This window comes from Demequina gelatinilytica (genome assembly GCF_000971115.1).
GTDB lineage: Bacteria > Actinomycetota > Actinomycetes > Actinomycetales > Demequinaceae > Demequina > Demequina gelatinilytica.
In genome coordinates this window covers 158690-176372 of sequence record NZ_BBLV01000007.1, presented here as the reverse complement: position 1 = coordinate 176372, position 17683 = coordinate 158690, and the positions used below count along the sequence as shown (strand labels likewise).

The window sequence follows — 17683 nt, the reverse complement described above, 5'->3', positions numbered from 1 at the left end:
AACACGATCCCGGATCGCGGTCACCGTCCTCACGGGGCGGTCCGCGCGCCGCCGACCGACAAGCCTGCCGCGTCCCCGGCCCGGGTGGCGCTGCGGCGGACAAGGATGAACGATGCGCATCGGCGTTCCCATGGAGACGCGTCCGGGCGAGAGGCTGGTAGCCGCGAGCCCGGCCTCCGTCGCGGGGCTGATCAAGCTGGGCTACGAGGTGGTGGTGGAGCGCGGTGCGGGAACGCACGCGGCCTTCCTGGACCACCAGTACGAGGAGGCGGGCGCGACGCTCGGTACAGCGGCGGAGGCGTGGGGGGCGGACGTCGTCACGTGCGTCAACGCCCCCGGCGACGCCCAGGTGGCGGCGCTCGCCGAGGGCGCGACGCTGGTGTCGATGATGGCGCCGCAGTCCAACCCCGCCCTGCTCGACGCGCTCAACGGGCGGGACGTCACGGCCCTCGCGCTCGATGCCGTGCCGCGCATCTCCCGCGCCCAGGCGATCGACGTGCTCAGCACCCTCTCCAACGTCGCCGGCTACCGAGCGGTCATCGAGGCCGCCGAGCAGTACGGGGGCATGTTCACCGGACAGGTCACCGCGGCAGGCAAGACGACGCCCGCGACGGTCTTCATCATCGGCGCAGGGGTCGCCGGCCTCGCCGCGATCGGTGCGGCGAGCTCCCTGGGTGCCCAGGTGCGTGCCTTCGACGTCCGCCCCGAGGTGGCCGAGCAGATCGAGTCGATGGGCGGCACCTTCGTGCACGCGCCCGAGGCGCAGCAGGAGATCAGCGCGGACGGGTACGCCAAGCCCCTCACCGAGGAGCAGCAGGCCGCGGCGATGCGCGTGTACGCCGCAGAGGCCGCCAAGGCCGATGTGGTGATCACCACGGCGCTCGTGCGCGGTACCGCCCCCACGACGATCACGGCGGACATGGTCGCCGGGATGCGGCCCGGCTCCGTCATCGTCGACCTCGCGGCCTCGGGAGGCGGCAACTGCGAGCTCACCGAGCCCGGCGAGGTGGTCGTCTCCGACAACGGCGTGACCGTGGTGGGCTACACGGATCTCACGAGCCGTATGCCGCGCCACACGTCGCAGCTGTTCGGCACCAACATCGTGCACCTCATGGCGCTCGTGACGCCCGCGAAGGACGGCACGCTGGTGCTCGACCTCGAGGATCCGGTCCAGCGCGGCATGACCGTGACCCACGGCGGCGAGATCATGTGGCCGCCGCCGCCCGTCAACGTCTCCGCCGCCCCGGCATCGTCCGGCCCGCCGGCCCCGACCGCCGAGGAGCTCGCCGAGAAGGCGCGGCTCGACGCGGAGGCCGCCGTCGCGAGGCAGCGTCGTCGCAACTGGCTGTACGGCGCGGGCGCGGTGGCGTCGCTGCTGCTGCTCGCGTTCGCGGACTCGGCCACCGTCGCGCACCTCACGGTGTTCGCCCTCGCGGTGATCGTGGGCTTCTACGTGATCTCCAACGTCAAGCACTCGCTCCACACGCCGCTCATGGCACAGACGAACGCGATCTCGGGGATCATCCTGGTGGGCGCGCTGCTGCAGATCGGCTCGGAGGACACGCTGGTCGCCACCTTCGCCTTCATCGCGGCCTCGGTGGCCAGCATCAACATCTTCGGTGGATTCCTCGTCACCTACCGCATGCTCGGCATGTTCCGGAAGGACGCGTCATGACCCTCGTCTCCCTCGCACAGGCGACCTACGTGGTCGCGGCGGTGCTGTTCATCCTCTCGCTCGCGGGGCTCTCCCAGCAGGAGACGGCCCGACGCGGCAACATCCTCGGCATGGTGGGCATGGTGCTCGCGCTGGCGGCGACCGTGGTGCTCGCGCTCGACAGCTCCGAGCGCTCGGCGCTCACCACCGCGCTCCTCATCGCGTGCGTGTTCGCGATCGGCGCGGGCGTGGGCGTGTGGCGCGCACGGACCGTCGAGATGACGCAGATGCCGGAGCTCATCGCGATGCTCCACAGCTTCGTAGGCCTCGCCGCCGTGCTCGTGGGCTTCAACTCGCACCTCACCGAGGAGGCGGACGCGGTCCACCAGGTCGAGGTGTTCCTCGGGGTGCTCATCGGTGCCGTCACCTTCACCGGGTCCATCGTGGCGTACCTCAAGCTCTCCGCGAAGATGAAGTCGAAGCCGCTCACGCTCCCGGGCCGGAACTGGCTCAACCTGGGCGCGATCGTGGTGAGCGCGGTCCTGCTGGCCGTGTACATCGCGACCGGAAGCATCGTGCCGCTCGTCATCATGACCGTGATCGCGCTCGCGCTCGGGTTCCACCTGGTCGCCGCGATCGGCGGCGGCGACATGCCGGTCGTCGTCTCGATGCTCAACTCGTACTCGGGCTGGGCGGCCGCAGCGGCGGGCCTCATGCTGAGCAACGACCTGCTCATCGTGACCGGCGCGCTCGTCGGCTCCTCGGGTGCGATCCTCTCGTACCTCATGTGCAAGGCGATGAACCGCTCGTTCATCTCCGTGATCCTGGGCGGCTTCGGCGCCGAGGGCGGCACGTCCAGCGCAGCGGGGGAGCAGGGCGAGCACCGCGAGGTCAAGGCGCCCGAGGTCGCGGCGATGCTCGAGGCGGCCGGCCGCGTCATCATCGTGCCCGGCTACGGGATGGCCGTCGCCAAGGCGCAGTACCCGGTCGCCGACATGGTGGCCATGCTCCGCCACCACGGTGTCGAGGTCCGCTTCGGGGTCCACCCCGTCGCCGGTCGTCTGCCCGGGCACATGAACGTGCTCCTCGCGGAGGCGAAGGTGCCGTACGACATCGTCCTGGAGATGGACGAGATCAACGACGACTTCGCCGAGACGGACGTGGTGCTCGTCATCGGGGCCAACGACGTGGTCAACCCCTCCGCCATGGAGGACCCGGGATCGCCGCTCGCGGGCATGCCCGTGCTCGAGGTGTGGAACGCGAAGCAGTGCATCGTGTTCAAGCGCTCCATGGCGACCGGCTACGCGGGCGTGCAGAACCCGCTGTTCTTCCGCGAGAACTCGGCGATGCTCTTCGGTGACGCCAAGGCCCAGGTCGAGGAGATCCTCACCGCGCTCCGCGTGAGCGAGGGCGCCTCCGCCTGATCGGGCCCCGCGTCACCACGGCCCCCGGGGAGACCCCGGGGGCCGTGGTGCGTCCGTGGCTCGCGGGAGCCGTCAGCCGAGCGTGTCGAGAACCTCGCACAGCAGCTCGAAGGTGGTGAGCGGGTTGATGATCGCGAGCCGGAGGACGGGTTCGCCCTCATGCGAGCTCGGGACCACGAACGCCTTCTGCGACGCGAGCAGGTGGTCGCACCATGCCTCGTAGTCATGCTGCGCCCAGCCATCTCGGCGGAGCACGACCACGGACAGCTGCGGACGGCGGACCAGGGACAGCCCGGGCCGCCTCTCGACCTCCGTCGCAAGACGATGCGCGAGGTCGATGCCATGCGCGATCGCCGCGCGGTACTCGTCGGTCCCGTAGGTGGCGAGCGAGAACCACAGGGGCAGCCCCCGGGCCCGCCGCGTGAGCTGGACCGCGAGATCGGACGGGTTGGGTGCGGCGGAGCCGGCAAGCGTGTCGAGGTAGGCGGCGTGCTGGGTGTGGGCGCGCAGCGCAGCCATGGGCTCGCGGTAGATGAGGGCGCACGCGTCGAACGGGGCGAACAGCCACTTGTGGGGATCGACGATCAGCGAGTCGGCATGCTCGATCCCCGTGTAGGCCGGACGCATCTGCGGCACGAGCGCCCCCGCGAGGCCGTACGCGCCGTCGATGTGCAGCCAGACGCCGTGCCTGCGGGTGACGTCCGCGATTCCCTCGAGGTCGTCGATGATCCCGAAGTTGGTGGTCCCAGCCGTCGCGACCACCGCGAGGACGGCGTCGCCGTGCGTCGCGAGCGCGTCCTCGACCGCGTGTCCGCGCAGGCGGCCGTCGCCGTCGGGGTGCACGTCGATCACGTCGATGTCCATGACGGACGCCGCGGAGGCGATCGAGGAATGCGACTCGATGCTGGCCACCACCGCCCAGCGCGGCGGGTGCGGGCGCCCCTGCTCGGTGAGGCGCCGTCGCGCCTCGTCACGAGCCGTGACCAGGGCCGACAGGTTGCCGATGGTGCCCCCCTGGACGAACACGCCGCAGGAGGTGCCGGGAAGGCCGAACTCGGATGCGAGCCAGGTCAGCACCTCGTTCTCCGCATGCACCGCGCCCGCACCCTCGAGCCAGGATCCGCCGTAGATCGACGACGCGGAGACCACCAGGTCGAAGGCCGTGGCGGCCTTGCTGGGCGCCGAGGGGATGAAGGCGAGGTAGCCGGGATGGTCCGTCGACAGGCAGGTCGGTGCGAGCACGTCGCCGAAGAGCGCGAGGGCCTGCTCGGCACCGATGCCCTGGGGCGTGATCGACATCGGCGCGATGCGTGCGAGCTCCTCGGGGCTCGCAGGGGTGTCGAGCGGGATGTCCTCCCACAGCGCGCGTCGGCGCGTGTACTCGAGGACGTGGTCGACGATCGCGTGGCTCTCGGGGGACACGTCGTGCATGCGCGAGGCGCTGTTCATCCTGGGGACGGGGATCACCCGGTCAGGATAGGGCGCTGTGGCTGCAGGAACCGGGCGCGAAAGCGCCGCGTCCTCGATGGAATCCTGTGCAGATGCGCTTCAGATGCACGGAACGAGCATGCCGGGCGGGCACAAGGTATCGCGACGGACACGGCAAGGCCCCGTCGTCCGGGTGGGACGACGGGGCCTTGCGTCGCTCGGTCGCGGGTCAGCGACCGGACGACTCGGCGATGCGGCGCCGGGCCGCGACCGCCACGTCATGGTGGGGGTGCTCAGTGAAGAGGCGCACGCGGTCCTCCGGGAGACGCGGGTTCCGCAGGAGCGCGGTCAGCACCAGCGGATGGCGCTCGGTCATCGCGGCACCGGCAAGATCCTCGGCGGCCGTCGACGGGTTCTGGGCGACCCACCACCGCACATCCGGGTCGGCATCCCGCGCGAGGGAGGACAGCTCGTCCACGGGGGTGGAGATGTCGGAGGCGCGCTGCAGGCGGCTGACGCCCTCGGTGCCCTTCTCGATGTCGCCGGCGACGCTCGACAGCGCCTCCGCGACGTCGGACTTGGTGTCGCGGTAGCGCGTCGAGACGTCGCGGACGTACTCGGCGAGCTCGTAGGCCTCGTCCGCGCGCGCCATGATCTCGAGCGCCGTGCGGGACGTCGGGTTGTGCACCTCGGAGCGGATGACGAGCGCCGTGCTGCGGAGGGCCTCTGCGAGGGCGAAGGAGAGGTGCGACGTGTCGCCGTCCGCCTCGGTGCGGTACTGGCCCTCGGTGCGGCCGAGCACCGCGAGCGACTGCGCGACGGCCTCGTGGCGACCGCGGTCCACCGCGCGCTGGAGCACCTCGTCGCCATCGCGCACCGCGATGACCTCGCGAAGCTCGTGGTCGAGCTCCACCACCGCGGCGGCGAAGAACATGGTGTCGCAGACCCGACCGGAGTCGCATGTGGCGCACGAATGATCGCCGATCGTCTGCTGAGCCGCGCTCACCACGCGGTCACGGTCAACGGCCACGGTCGGCATGCCGCCCAGATCCTGCGAGTCCACCCGGTCCTCCTCGAGTCGCCCCGGCCCGGGCCCGGGCGCGGTTGCTAGTGACCACCATCGGCGGCCAGATCCAGAAGTGTAGGCATTTGACGCCCCGACTTTCGGCATGGTGTGCGATTTCTCACTTGAGGCCGCGGTGCCGCGCGCACCTGGTTTGCGGTGCCGAGCCCAACGCGGCAGACTGTGGCCCACCGCCGCGCATCAAACGAGGCCTCGGATCCACCCAGGGTGGGCATTGCCGGCGGGCTGTCCCTGCAACCGTGCGGGTGATGTGCCCGCGACCAGAGGAGCCTCGATGACCGAGCTGACCATCCAGACCACCACCTCGGGATCGCTGCCGCGCTCTGCCGAGCTCGTCGAGGCGACCAAGGCCCTCCAGGTCGCGGAGGACGGCTTCACGCTCATCCCGACCGACGAGTACCGTGAGCGCGCAGCTCAGGCCGTCGCGGAGCTGGTGCGCAAGCAGATCGAGGTGGGCCTCACGATCGTCGGCGACGGCGAGTTCGGCAAGGCGATGACAGCCTCGGCCGACTTCGGCGCGTGGTGGTCGTACTCGTTCCAGCGGACCGCGGGCCTCGCACTCCCGTCGAAGGACGCGCCCCGCCCTCAGCCTGTGCGCTCGTCACCCGGGAATGTCCACCTGACGACGATGGAGGACCGCCGCGACTGGGTCCGCTTCGCCGCCGCCTACTTCGACCCGACGTCGGGCGTGCTCATGGGCGAGCCGCCGTTCTGGCCCGAGGCCGTCGCCCCGCTGACCTACCGCGGCCAGGACGCGATCGCGTCGGACATCGCGAACCTGCGTGCCGGTCTCGACGCTGCCGGCCTCGAGACGGGGTTCATCACCTCGCTCGCTCCTGGCAGCGCAGCGCGCATCGGCAACTCCTACTACGCCACCGAGGAGGAGCACATCTGGGCGTGGGCCGACGTGATGCGCGAGGAGTACAAGGCGATCGTCGACGCGGGCCTGACCGTGCAGATCGACGATCCGTCCCTCGCGGAGAGCTGGGACCAGATCAACCCCGAGCCCACGGTGGCCGACTACCGCGCATTCATCCAGACGCGCATCGACGCGATCAACCACGCCATCGCCGGCCTGCCGCGCGAGCAGGTCCGGATCCACCTGTGCTGGGGATCGTGGCACGGCCCTCACACCACGGACCTCGAACTGCGCCACATCGTCGACCTCGTCGCGCAGATCGACGCGGCCGAGATCTCGTTCGAGGCGGGGAACGTGCGCCACGAGCACGAGTGGAAGGTGTGGCGCGACGTCGATCTTCCCGCGGGGACCACGCTGCTGCCGGGCGTCGTCAGCCACGCGACCAACGTGGTCGAGCACCCCGACCTGGTCGCGGACCGCATCGTGCGCTTCGCGGAGATCGTGGGACCGGAGAACGTGGTCGCCTCGACCGACTGCGGGCTCGGCGGCCGCATCCACCCGCAGATCGCGTGGGCGAAGCTCGAGTCGCTCGGCGAGGGCGCGCGCCGCGCCGCGGCGCTCCTGAACGGCTGACGCGAGGACGACGACCCCGGTCTCCCGTGAGGGGGCCGGGGCCGTGGCGTCTCCGGGGTCGCGACGGGCCCGGTTACCCGTTGGGAGAGCGAACGTGGCCCCACCCGGCGCGGCGCGGCGGGTCGGCCGTAGCGTAGGAGGCATGTCGGCCGACCCCGCAGGCACCTCCCATCGCAGGTACATCCGCCTGCGCGCGGAGGCCTGGGGCTTCGCGGTCGGCTCGCTCCTCTTCGCGCTCGGCGCGCTCCCGTGGTATTCCGATGCCGTCGGCGCGGTGGCGACGGGGGCGACCTTCTTCATCGGCTCGCTTTGCTTCACCGGCGCGGGCGCGATCCAGCTGCTGCTGAGCGGTCGCCGCCCGCCTCGCGCGGGTGCGGCGCGCGCCGATGCGTACGACTGGTGGTCGGCGGCGGTGCAGTCCTTCGGCACGGTGCTCTTCAACGTCAGCACGCTCGCGGCGCTCCTCGCCGCTGTGCGCACCCCTGACGCCGTGGGCGCCGGATGGCGTTCGGATGCATGGGGCTCGGCGGCGTTCCTCGTGTCCGGTGCGCTCGCTCTCGCGGCGGTGCGTCGGCGTCACGAGCTGTGGCGGCTCGACGCCCGTACCCCCGGGGCCGCATGGCTCACGATGCTCGGGTCCCTCGCCTTCGGCGCGTCGGCCGTCGGCGCGTACGTGATGCCGGCGACGGACACGTTCGTGAGCCTGTTCTGGGCGAACCTGGGGACGTTCCTGGGGGCGCTGTGCTTCCTGGCCGCCGCCGTGCTGGTCCGTCCCGCGGCGACGGTGCCCGCATCGTCCCGCTAGTGGTGGAAGGCGGAGCCCTCACGCTCGATCGGGATCGGCCCGGACAGCGCCTCGAGGTACTCCACGCATGCCCGCATGTCCTCGAGGAAGTCCCGGCTCAGGGCGCGTCTCCCACGGCGGATCACGAGCCTCTGGACCGTCACCTCCTGGAGGTCCTCGGGCATCGGGTAGGACGGCACCTGCCAGCCGCGCGCACGTAGCCGGTCGGACAGGTGGTACAGCGTCCAGTTGTCCGTGTACCCGTCCTTGAGGCGGTACGCGAAGACCGGGATGTCGCTGCCGTCGCTCACCAGCTCGAACGGGCCCATCGCGGCGATCTGCCGTGCCACCTCCATCGCGACCGCGCGCGTGTGCGAGTGCACCGCGGTGTAGCCCTCCCGTCCGAGCCGCAGGAACAGGTAGTACTGGAGCAGCACCTGCGCACCCGGACGGGAGAAGTTGAGCGCGAGGGTCGGCATGTCGCCGCCCAGGTAGCTCACGCGGAAGATCATGTCCTCCGGAAGGTGCTCCTCGGAGCGCCAGACCGCCCAGCCGAGGCCGGGGTAGACGAGCCCGTACTTGTGGCCCGAGGTGTTGATGGAGACCACCCGGTCGAGTCGGAAGTCCCAGACGAGGTCGGGCTGCACGAACGGCGCGACCATGGCGCCCGAGGCGCCGTCGACGTGGATGGGCACGTCGAGCCCGGTTGCGGCCTGGAGGCGGTCCAGGGCCGCGGCGATGGCCGCGACGGGCTCGTACACGCCGGTGTACGTGACGCCGAGGATGGCCACCACGCCGATGGTCCGCTCGTCCACCCAGCGTTCGAGGTCGGTGCCGTCGAGCGTGGGGTGCTCGAGCGAGACGGGCACGAGCCGCATCTCGACATCCCAGTAGTTGCAGAACTTCTCCCAGCACACCTGGACGGCGGAGCTCATCACCAGGTTGGGCCGGTCGATCGGGAGACCCTCCGCCTGGCGCCGGGCGCGCCAGCGCCGCATGAGTGCGAGGCCGGCGAGCATCGCGGCCTCGGAGGAGCCGATGGTCGAGGTGCCGATCGCGTGCGAGGGATCGGGCGCGTGCCACAGGTCGGCGAGGATCCGCCAGCAGCGTGTCTCGATCTCCGCCGTCTTCGGGTACTCGTCCTTGTCGATCATGTTCTTGTCGACGGTCTCGGCGTAGAGCCGGTTCGCATGCTCGTCCATCCACGTGCCTACGAAGGTCGCGAGGTTGAGGCGTGCGTTGCCGTCGAGCATGGCCTCGTCGTGGACTATCTGGTAGGCCATGTCCGGCGTCATCGCCCCGTCGGGGAGCCGGAACCACGGTGTCGCGAAGTCGTCGAAGTCGTCGGTGCCAGCGTGGGCGTCGAGCTCCATCACCGTCCTCCTCAGGTACGCGTGATCAGGTGCACCCTCCCGTCCTCAACGTACCGAAGCGCCGTCGCGCGTGCGCGGCGGGACGGTGGCGACCGCCGTGCGCCGTGCGGGCCCGGGCCAGAACGTGGCCGGCCGCAGCACCGCGAGCACGCGCAGCAGCCCCGAGACGGCGAGGCCGACCGCGGAGATCGCACCGAGGGTGGCGACGATCGCGGCCGCGCCGCGGGCCGGATCCAGGAACGGGTAGGGGACCCATCCGTCGAGGAAGGCGCGTACGAACAGGTACGACACCCAGATGGCGGGAAGGCTCAGGACGCTCCAGAGCGTGCCGAGCGGCAGGCGCCTGCGTCCCCCGATGAGGACCCAGTCGGCGACCAGGATGGCGCCCGCGCCGCCGTGGAGCACGGCGTTCGCCCAGGGGAAGTACGGCGTGGTGTACGGCGCGAGCAGCGCCCAGTAGACCGCGCCGACCACCACCAGGTAGGTCGCCGAGTTCACGCGCAGCAGGGTCACCCACCGTCGCTCGGGCCTGGTGACGCGTGCGGAGGCCAGCAGCGCGATGATCCCGGCGAGGTTCGCGAGCGGCGTGAAGTACCCCGGCAGCTGTCCCCAGGTGAACGTGCCGAAGGTGAGATCGGCCCATGCCTGGAACCCCAGGGCGGACGCGATCACGGACGCGCCGAAGAGGCGCAGGATGCGGATCGTGGCGTCTTTGCTCACGCTTCGAGACTTTACCAAACCGTGGCGCTTGCTTGGTCCAATTTCGCGCGTGTCTTCACTTCGGCATCGGCTTGGCCGTGGACGTCGACACGAGAGCGGTGCGACGGGCGCTCGGCGCGCGGCGCCCGAACACCACGGCGCGCTGGATGCCGAACGAGAGCGCCCACAGCCCCACGTCGGTCGTGACCTTCGCGAGCAGGAGCGGCGTGCCGAGCGCCGTGAGAAGCGTGAGGGACACGTAGCTCGCTCCGACCAGCGCGAGCGCCAGCGCGAGATACCGGGAGGCCTCGCGCGCGACGGAGTCTCGCGAGGCGAACACCGCGCGGCGGTTGATGAGGAAGTTCACGGAGCCCGAGAGGAGGCGAGCTCCCACCACCGCCACGGCGAGCGAGCCTGTCAGATCCGCCAGCGCGAGCAGCACCGCGGTGTCGAGCGCGAAGGCGCCGAGCGAGGAGGCCGCGAAGACGGCGACCGGCGCGAGCACGCGGAGGGAGTCGGCGACGGGCCGGAAGTGCGAGCCGACGTTGCCGTCGAGGTAGACCGTCCCGATGCGGACCTCGACCACCGGGATCCCCGCACGCGACGCCTCGAGCAGCACGCGCATCTCGTAGGCGAACCGCTCGCCGTGCACGCCGATCGCCCAGGGCACCAGGGCTGCGGGGTAGCCGCGCAGCCCCGTCTGCGTGTCGTCGAGGCGCAGCCCGGTCACCATCGCGGTCGCGGCGGACACGGTGCGGTTGCCCACGCGGGAGCGCAGCGGGACCTCGCCGTCGAACCCTCGGGCTCCGAGCACAAGTGCGGGCTGCAGGCCGGATGCCTCGCGGTCCGCGAGCACGCGCGCCACCGCCTCGATGTCGTCGGGACGATGCTGACCGTCGGAGTCGGCGCACACGAGGGCCTCGGTGGGGTGGTGGCGGTGAAGCCACGCCATGCCGGTCCGCAAGGCAGCGGCCTTGCCCTGGTTGGCGTCATGCGCGAGCACGTGCGCGCCCGCGTGGGCCGCAGCTGCGAAGACCGCCGCGAACGCCTGACCGGACCCGTCGTCGACCACGAGGACGCGGTGACGGGGTCGCAACGCGTCGACGAGCTCCACCAGGCGTGGGCCGGGCTCGTAGGCGGCGATGAGCACCCACATCGTTCAGCCCACCCACAGGATGTCGGACGTGCCGCGCTCGTGGCCGCGTCCGCCCGGCACGTTGACCACGTCGCCGTCGCTCACCATCGTGGAGGAGCCGCCGCCATCGAGGTTGTACGCCTCCGTGGCGCCCAGGTCGATCATGATCTGCGCGAGCTCGTCGAGGGTGACGCCTGCGCTCGAGTCCGAGCGTCCGTCGACGACCACCAGGACGTAGTGGTTCGCCTCGATCATCCCGATCGCGGTGCGGGGCTGATCCCCTTGGATCGAGTGGTTGCCGACGTTGGTGTCCGCCTCGACCTGGTCGATCCCGTCGACGATGCTGCCGTCGTCGACCAGAGCGGGCCCGAACGAGAGCGTCTGCCAGGCGCCGGCGTCGAGAAGCTCCTGGGCGCTCGTGGTCGTCTCGTCGTACACCTCCATGGTGCCGTCCCTGTAGATCACGGCGCCCTCGCGCGCAGGCTCGTCGCGATAGACGACGCCGTTGCGGATCTCGATGCCGTCCGAGCGGAAGCCGTAGTAGTCGCCGTTGATCGCGAGCGCCGCGCCCACCTCCTCGGCGATCTCGGAGGGGTCGGCGATGATGTTCTCGCCGAAGGCGTCCTCCGCGAAGGCGGAGCGGAGCTGCGTGATGTCCGTCATCTCGATATCCGCCACGTAGTAGGTCGCCGCGTCGTCGCCGGTGCCGTACGTGTGCTGCGAGAGGCTGATCTGCGCCTCGCCCGCGGCCTCGTCGGTGGCGCTCTCAGCCGTCCCTGCGTCCTCGCTCAGCGCCGCCTCGTACGCCGACGCGTCGGCGATCTCGACATGGTCGATCACGTAGCGGTCGAGCGCCCAGCCGACCACGCCTGCCACGAGCGCGAGCAGGGCCGCGATCGACGCGATGACGGTGCGCAGGCGGCGTCGGCGCGTGCGGGGCGTGCGGGGCGTGCGGGGCGAGGTGCTCATGGAGGCGACCCTAGGGAGCGAGCCCGGTGGTTCTGCTGGGAGACGGCTCAGGATTGGCCGGGAGCGGCCGGCGGCCGAAGGTCCCCGCCCCGACGCCGTGGGCGGGGCTAGCCTCGGGCACTGTGACCTGGTGCTACGACCCCCGACAGTCCTACGAGCACAACCTCGCGCACGGCCCCTCGGGGCCCATGGCCGGACCCGGTGTGCCCGTGCCGGAGGCGCCTCCGCGTCATGCCTTCCTGGGCGAGATGCTCCACAGCCCGTTCGGCATCGCCGCCGGCCCGCTGCTCGATTCCGCGTACACCACCGCCGCGTTGAGGCACGGCTTCGACATCGCGGCCTACAAGACGGTCCGCAGCGCGGCGCACGCCTCGCATCCGTTCCCCAACACCCTCGCGGTCCATGTCCGTGGACGGCTCGAGGCGGACCGTGCCGAGCCGTTGCTCGCCGACTCGGAGCTCGAGCACGCGACGAGCATCTCGAACTCGTTCGGCGTGCCGTCGCAGGACCCCGACGCCTGGCAGCCGGACATGGCGCAGGCCGTGGCCGCGGCAGGGGACGGCCAGCTGCTGCTCGCGTCGTTCCAGGGCACACGGCAGCGCTCGGGCGGCATGGCTGCGTACACGGCCGACCACGCGGCGACCGCCCGGCTCGTGGCGGAGACGGGCGCGCGCGTGCTCGAGATGAACCTCAGCTGCCCCAACGAGGGCACCGGCGCTCTCCTGTGCTTCGACACCGCTGCGGTCGCGCGGATCGCGGGCGCGGTCAAGGACGCGATCGGCGACCTGCCGCTGGTGCTCAAGCTCGCGTACTTCCGCGACGATGCGGCACTGCGCGCCTTCGTGGAGGCGACGGCCGGCATCGTCGACGGGTATGCGGCCATCAACACCCTGCCGGCTCGGCTGGTCGACAGGGATGGCGGCCCGGCGCTGCCCGGCGAGGGACGGGAGGTCGCGGGCGTGTGCGGCGACGCGATCCGGTGGGCGGGCCTCGAGATGACGCAGCGGCTCGCACGGCACCGCGAGGAGCTCGGGCAAGCCTTCGCGATCGTCGGCGTGGGAGGCGTGCTCGACGCGTCCCATTACGCGTCCTACCGCGCCGCGGGTGCGGACGCGGTCATGTGCGCGACGGGCGCGATGCTCGACGCAGGGCTCGGCCGGAGCGTGCGCGCGCTCGATTCCTGACGGCGCACGCTCCGCCCTCGGTCACGCGGTCAGCGAGCTCTTGACGTGCGCCAGCATGTTCGGCTCGTCGGGCAGGGAGACCTCGACGCCGGGCGCCACGAACTCGAGGTGCCAGGACTCCGGCTTGCTGCCGCCCGGACGTGCCCACGTCGGATGGACCCATCCGTAGTCCTCGCCGTGGGTGCGCATCCACGTGGCCGAGGCCGGCGAGAAGTCCGCCGCCATGCCCCAGCCGTGGTTCGACGAGCCGGGCGCTGCCGCGAAGTAGCCGCGTGAGGCCTTGGTGGCGACCTGCGCGGAGTAGGACCGGTACGACGACACGATCCCGAGGTGGCTGCCGGTCTGGGCGTAGTAGTCGTCGTCCGCCGCTTCGAGGGCCTTGGCGGCCGAGCACTGGAGGGTCTGGCCGCTCGCGAACGAGAGCGTGCAGAGGCTGCTGCTCGGGAGGTAGCCGTTGCTGTACGACGCGCCGGTCGGAGCGCCGGACCAGCCGCTTTGGCGGAGGTTGGCGGCGGTCCGGTAGTCCGCGGTGAGGGCGTCGTAGGCCGCCTCCACGGCGGCCTCGTAGGCCGCGGTGCGCTCGGCGTTCACGGCGTCGCGCCGCTTGTTCTCCTTCTTCACCCACGCCTGGTGCGAGTCGTAGAGCGCCTCCTCGGTCTGCTCGAGGGTGTCGACAGCGTCCACGATGCTGGCCTTGAGCGCCTCGACCGCCTCCGCGTCGTCGCGGTCCACGTCGCTGCTCTTGAGCTCCTGCAGGGCCTTGCGCGCCTGCGTCACGTCCGTGATGGCCGAGTCGTCGACCACCTTGCCGTCGACGGCGTCGACCATGGACGTGGCGGCGTCCGCGAGGGCCTCCACCGAGTCGATGCGCTTGTCCAGCGAGACGTTCGCCAGCTCGAGCGTGGCCTCCGCCGTGGCGGCCTCCAGGACGGCCGTGGTGCCCTCGATGCGTCGCGTCGCGTCGTCGAGCTGGGCCGTGGCCTGCTCGAGGCGCGCGACCGTGGCGGCGACCGTCTCGAGGTCGTCGACCTCGCCCCGGAGGACCTGGGCCACCTCGGCCTCGTCGACGATCTGCGCGAGGGCCTCGGCCTCCTCCGCCGATGTCGGCGCGGTCTCCGGGCTCGCCTCGTCGGCCTCGGGCTCCGCGGAGGCCTCGGTGCTCGCGGAGGCCTCGGGCGTGGCGGAGGCGGAGGCGCTCGGCTCCGTGCTCGGCGAGGTGGTGGGCTCGGCGGAGGCCGAGGTCGTGCCGTCGGCCTCGATGTCCTCGACCTCGTCGAGCACCGCGGTCGCATCGACGGTGAGGACGGGCGACGTGGCGTAGGGGCCGCGGAGCGTGGACGTGCTGGCCTCGGGGTTGAGGAACGTCGGCGGCGCGACGACCGCCGCGCTCACCGTGATGTTGTGCTGCTCGGCGGCGTACGCCGCGGCGCTCGCTGCCTGGGTGAGCTGCGCGGCAGCCTCGGCCACCACCTGCTCGTCCGAGACGGCGCCGGACACCTCCGACACCTCACGGGCCTTCGCAAGCGTCTCCTCGAGCTTGGTGCGCTCCTCGTCGAGCACGCGCGCCTGCTCGCGCGCCTGCTCCACGGCCGCGCCCACGCGGTGCTCGTGCACGCCGAGGGACACGGCGACTCCGCCGAGGAAGCAGCAGACCGCGAACGTGGACGCGGTCTGCCAGGTGAGGCTCTTACGGTTCTGGCGCACGGATCTCCAGGGCAGGCGACAAGGACTGGCCTCGGACGGCGCTGCGGGGCGCGTGGCCACCAGCAGCGGTAGGCCGTCCAGGCACTCGCAGAACCATAACTGCGCTATGCGACGCCGCGATGCGCACATCGTCCCCGAGGGGTGGAGGCTGCCGCCGCGCCCGGGTGGTACCCCCGCCGGTACCCGGCGGCACCAGGGGAGTCGCCCGCGTGGGCCCGATCCTGGGAATTGAGTGTGAATTCCGTCTCACTCCGGCGCCTCTGTGCGCGCGACACGCCGATGGGCGCGACATTCCTGCATGGATCTGGGGCGCGCATGTGTGCATGTGTCGCGGTGGACGGGCGCTGGCGGGACGCCGGATGGGACCTAGGGCCCAGGCCGTCCCGACCACGAGATCTAGTGTTGATCCATAGCCCACACCACTACATCTTGTGGTGGCGGCTGCGCGACGGGGCCGGCCTGCGAGGCCGGCGGGCATCACGGGACACGAAGGGGAGCCGCCATGAGCATCACGGAGCAGGAGCGCACGACCACCGCGAGGAACGGGGAGAACGCTACCGCCCTGCGCGTGGTGAAGCGCGACGGGCGCACGCTCCTCTTCGACGACCGCCGCATCGGCGCCGCGCTCGCGAAGGCCTTCGCCGCCGTGCACGGCGAGCTCGCGCCTGCGCATGAGCAGGCTGTCGACGCGCTCGTGTCGCGCATCGACGCCGAGCTCGCGTCGCGCTACTCCGGCGCGGTCAAGATCTACGAGATCCAGAGCGTGGTCGAGCATGAGCTTCTCGAGGCGGGGGAGTACGAGGTCGCCCGCGCCTACATCGACTACCGCGTCGACCGCGACTTCGCGCGCTCCAAGGCGATGGATCTCAACCACTCGATCACGCGCCTGATGAGCAAGGACTCGGCCGTGGTCCATGAGAACGCGAACAAGGACGCCGAGGTCTACAACACCCAGCGCGACCTCACCGCGGGCATGGTCGGCAAGGCGATCGGCCTGCGCATGCTCCCCGCGCACGTGGCGAACGCGCATCAGAAGGGCGACATCCACTACCACGACCTCGACTACCACCCGTATGCGCCCATGACCAACTGCTGCCTCATCGACTTCCACACGATGCTGTCCACCGGCTTCCGCATCGGCAACGCGCAGGTCGAGCCGCCCCGGTCGATCCAGACCGCGACGGCCCAGATCTCGCAGATCATCGCCAACGTCTCGTCGAGCCAGTACGGCGGTTGCACCGTCAACCGCATCGACGAGCTGCTGGCCCCGTACGCCGCGCTCAACCGCGCCAAGCACGAGCGGGACGCCGCGGAGTGGATCGACGATCCGGCGCGCCGCGAGGCCTACGTGCAGGACAAGACGCGCAAGGACATCTACGACGCGATGCAGTCGCTCGAGTACGAGATCAACACGCTCTTCACGTCCAACGGGCAGACGCCTTTCACGTCGATCGGCTTCGGGCTCGGCACCGGTTGGTACGAGCGCGAGATCCAGAAGGCGATCCTCCAGATCCGCATCCGGGGCCTGGGGCGTGAGGGTCGCACCGCGATCTTCCCCAAGCTGCTGTTCACGGTGAAGCGCGGCCTCAACCTCCGGGAGGACGACCCGAACTACGACGTCAAGCAGCTCGCCCTCGAGTGCGCCACCAAGCGTATGTACCCGGACGTGCTGAGCTACGACAAGATCGTCGAGCTCACCGGCTCGTTCAAGGCCCCCATGGGGTGCCGCTCCTTCCTGCAGGGCTGGGAGGACGCGGACGGCGACGACGTGGTCGAGGGGCGCATGAACCTCGGCGTCGTGACGCTCAACCTGCCGCGCATCGCGCTCGAGGCGGCCGGCGACCAGGAGGTCTTCTGGCGGCTGCTCGACGAGCGCCTCGAGACGATGCACGATGCGCTGACGTTCCGCATCGAGCGGTGCAAGGAGGCCGTGCCCGGCAACGCGCCGATCCTGTACATCCACGGCGCCTTCGGCAAGCGGCTCGGCCCGGCCGACGAGGTCGACACCCTGTTCCGCGACGGACGCGCGACCGTGTCGCTCGGGTACATCGGCTTGTACGAGGTCGCGGCGGCGTTCTTCGGCGGCGAGTGGGAGTCCGACCCCGAGGCGAAGGAGCTCACCCTGCGGGTGCTGCGGACCCTGCGCGAGCGCGCCGCGGCGTGGAAGGCGGCGACCGGGTACCACTTCAGCGTGTACTCGACGCCTTCCGAGAGCCTGACCGACCGGTTCTGCAGGCTCGACAAGGAGCGCTTCGGCTCGGTGAAGGACATCACCGACAAGGACTACTACACCAACTCGTTCCACTACGACGTGCGCAAGAACCCCACGCCGTTCGAGAAGCTCGACTTCGAGGCCGAGTACGCGCAGCACACGTCGGGCGGCTTCATCCACTACTGCGAGTACCCCGTGCTGCAGCAGAACCCGAAGGCGCTCGAGGCGGTCTGGGACTACGCCTACGACCGCGTGGGCTACCTGGGCACCAATACGCCGATCGACCGCTGCTTCGAGTGCGGGTACGCCGGCGACTTCGACCCCACGGCGCGCGGCTTCGCCTGCCCGGCGTGCGGCAACGAGGACCCGCGCACGTGCGATGTGGTCAAGCGCACGTGCGGGTACCTGGGCAACCCGCAGCAGCGACCGATGGTCCACGGCCGCCACCAGGAGATCGCGGCACGCGTCAAGCACCTCCCCGGCGATGTGCGCGTGCCTCCCGCCCTGGTCGACCGGCTCACCGTCCCGGAGCGCTGACGCC

13 protein-coding genes are annotated in these 17683 nt (G+C 71.0%); 6 read left to right on the top strand and 7 right to left on the bottom strand.

Features of this window, described 5'->3' with window-relative positions; genetic code table 11:
- Nucleotides 1–112 precede the first annotated feature (112 nt).
- Complete coding sequence (locus AOM00_RS07815) at nucleotides 113–1675, top strand: Re/Si-specific NAD(P)(+) transhydrogenase subunit alpha (protein ID WP_062517255.1); 1563 nt, start codon at nucleotides 113–115, stop codon at nucleotides 1673–1675.
- On the top strand, nucleotides 1672–3078 hold the full coding sequence (gene pntB, locus AOM00_RS07810; protein WP_062517254.1) for a Re/Si-specific NAD(P)(+) transhydrogenase subunit beta: 1407 nt from the start codon (nucleotides 1672–1674) through the stop codon (nucleotides 3076–3078). Before AOM00_RS07815 ends, pntB begins: the two co-directional genes overlap by 4 nt.
- A 72-nt stretch (nucleotides 3079–3150) precedes the next feature.
- Here pntB and AOM00_RS07805 read toward each other — a convergent pair whose 3' ends face one another.
- On the bottom strand, nucleotides 3151–4527 hold the full coding sequence (locus tag AOM00_RS07805; protein ID WP_062517253.1) for a pyridoxal phosphate-dependent decarboxylase family protein: 1377 nt from the start codon (nucleotides 4525–4527) through the stop codon (nucleotides 3151–3153).
- 208 nt (nucleotides 4528–4735) lie between these two features.
- Nucleotides 4736–5569 (bottom strand): hypothetical protein, encoded by an 834-nt coding sequence (locus AOM00_RS07800; RefSeq protein ID WP_062517252.1) that lies wholly within the window; start codon nucleotides 5567–5569, stop codon nucleotides 4736–4738.
- A 295-nt stretch (nucleotides 5570–5864) separates the two neighbouring features.
- Here AOM00_RS07800 and AOM00_RS07795 point away from each other — a divergent pair, with 295 nt between their 5' ends.
- Nucleotides 5865–7082 carry a cobalamin-independent methionine synthase II family protein gene (locus AOM00_RS07795; protein ID WP_062517251.1) on the top strand — a complete coding sequence of 406 codons (1218 nt, stop codon included), beginning with the start codon at nucleotides 5865–5867 and terminating at the stop codon, nucleotides 7080–7082.
- Between the two features lie 142 nt (nucleotides 7083–7224).
- On the top strand, nucleotides 7225–7887 hold the full coding sequence (locus AOM00_RS07790) for a hypothetical protein (RefSeq protein ID WP_062517250.1): 663 nt from the start codon (nucleotides 7225–7227) through the stop codon (nucleotides 7885–7887).
- Here the strand turns inward: AOM00_RS07790 and gad are convergent.
- The 4 genes from gad to AOM00_RS07770 are packed head-to-tail and all read right to left on the bottom strand — an operon-like array spanning nucleotide 7884 to nucleotide 12042.
- On the bottom strand, nucleotides 7884–9239 hold the full coding sequence (gad, locus tag AOM00_RS07785; RefSeq protein WP_062517249.1) for a glutamate decarboxylase: 1356 nt from the start codon (nucleotides 9237–9239) through the stop codon (nucleotides 7884–7886). The two genes, AOM00_RS07790 and gad, sit on opposite strands and share 4 nt — an antisense overlap.
- A 45-nt stretch (nucleotides 9240–9284) precedes the next feature.
- Entirely contained in the window at nucleotides 9285–9959 is a 675-nt protein-coding gene (locus tag AOM00_RS07780) for a Pr6Pr family membrane protein (protein WP_062517248.1), read from the bottom strand.
- 55 nt (nucleotides 9960–10014) lie between these two features.
- Entirely contained in the window at nucleotides 10015–11094 is a 1080-nt protein-coding gene (locus AOM00_RS07775) for a bifunctional glycosyltransferase family 2/GtrA family protein (RefSeq protein WP_062517247.1), read from the bottom strand.
- A 3-nt stretch (nucleotides 11095–11097) separates the two neighbouring features.
- Nucleotides 11098–12042, bottom strand: coding sequence for a phosphodiester glycosidase family protein (locus tag AOM00_RS07770; protein ID WP_062517246.1), 945 nt, complete (start codon nucleotides 12040–12042; stop codon nucleotides 11098–11100).
- A 122-nt stretch (nucleotides 12043–12164) separates the two neighbouring features.
- Here AOM00_RS07770 and AOM00_RS07765 point away from each other — a divergent pair, with 122 nt between their 5' ends.
- Nucleotides 12165–13226 (top strand): beta/alpha barrel domain-containing protein, encoded by a 1062-nt coding sequence (locus AOM00_RS07765; RefSeq protein ID WP_062517245.1) that lies wholly within the window; start codon nucleotides 12165–12167, stop codon nucleotides 13224–13226.
- A 21-nt stretch (nucleotides 13227–13247) separates the two neighbouring features.
- On the opposite strand, the gene AOM00_RS07760 is transcribed toward AOM00_RS07765, so the two are convergent.
- Nucleotides 13248–14930: a D-alanyl-D-alanine carboxypeptidase family protein gene (locus AOM00_RS07760; RefSeq protein WP_062517244.1), complete on the bottom strand. Its 1683-nt coding sequence runs from the start codon at nucleotides 14928–14930 to the stop codon at nucleotides 13248–13250.
- 502 nt (nucleotides 14931–15432) lie between these two features.
- Here AOM00_RS07760 and nrdD point away from each other — a divergent pair.
- The gene (nrdD, locus tag AOM00_RS07755; protein WP_062517243.1) at nucleotides 15433–17679 is read left to right on the top strand and encodes an anaerobic ribonucleoside-triphosphate reductase; all 2247 of its coding nucleotides are present in this window, start codon (nucleotides 15433–15435) and stop codon (nucleotides 17677–17679) included.
- The last annotated feature ends 4 nt before the right edge of the window (nucleotides 17680–17683 follow it).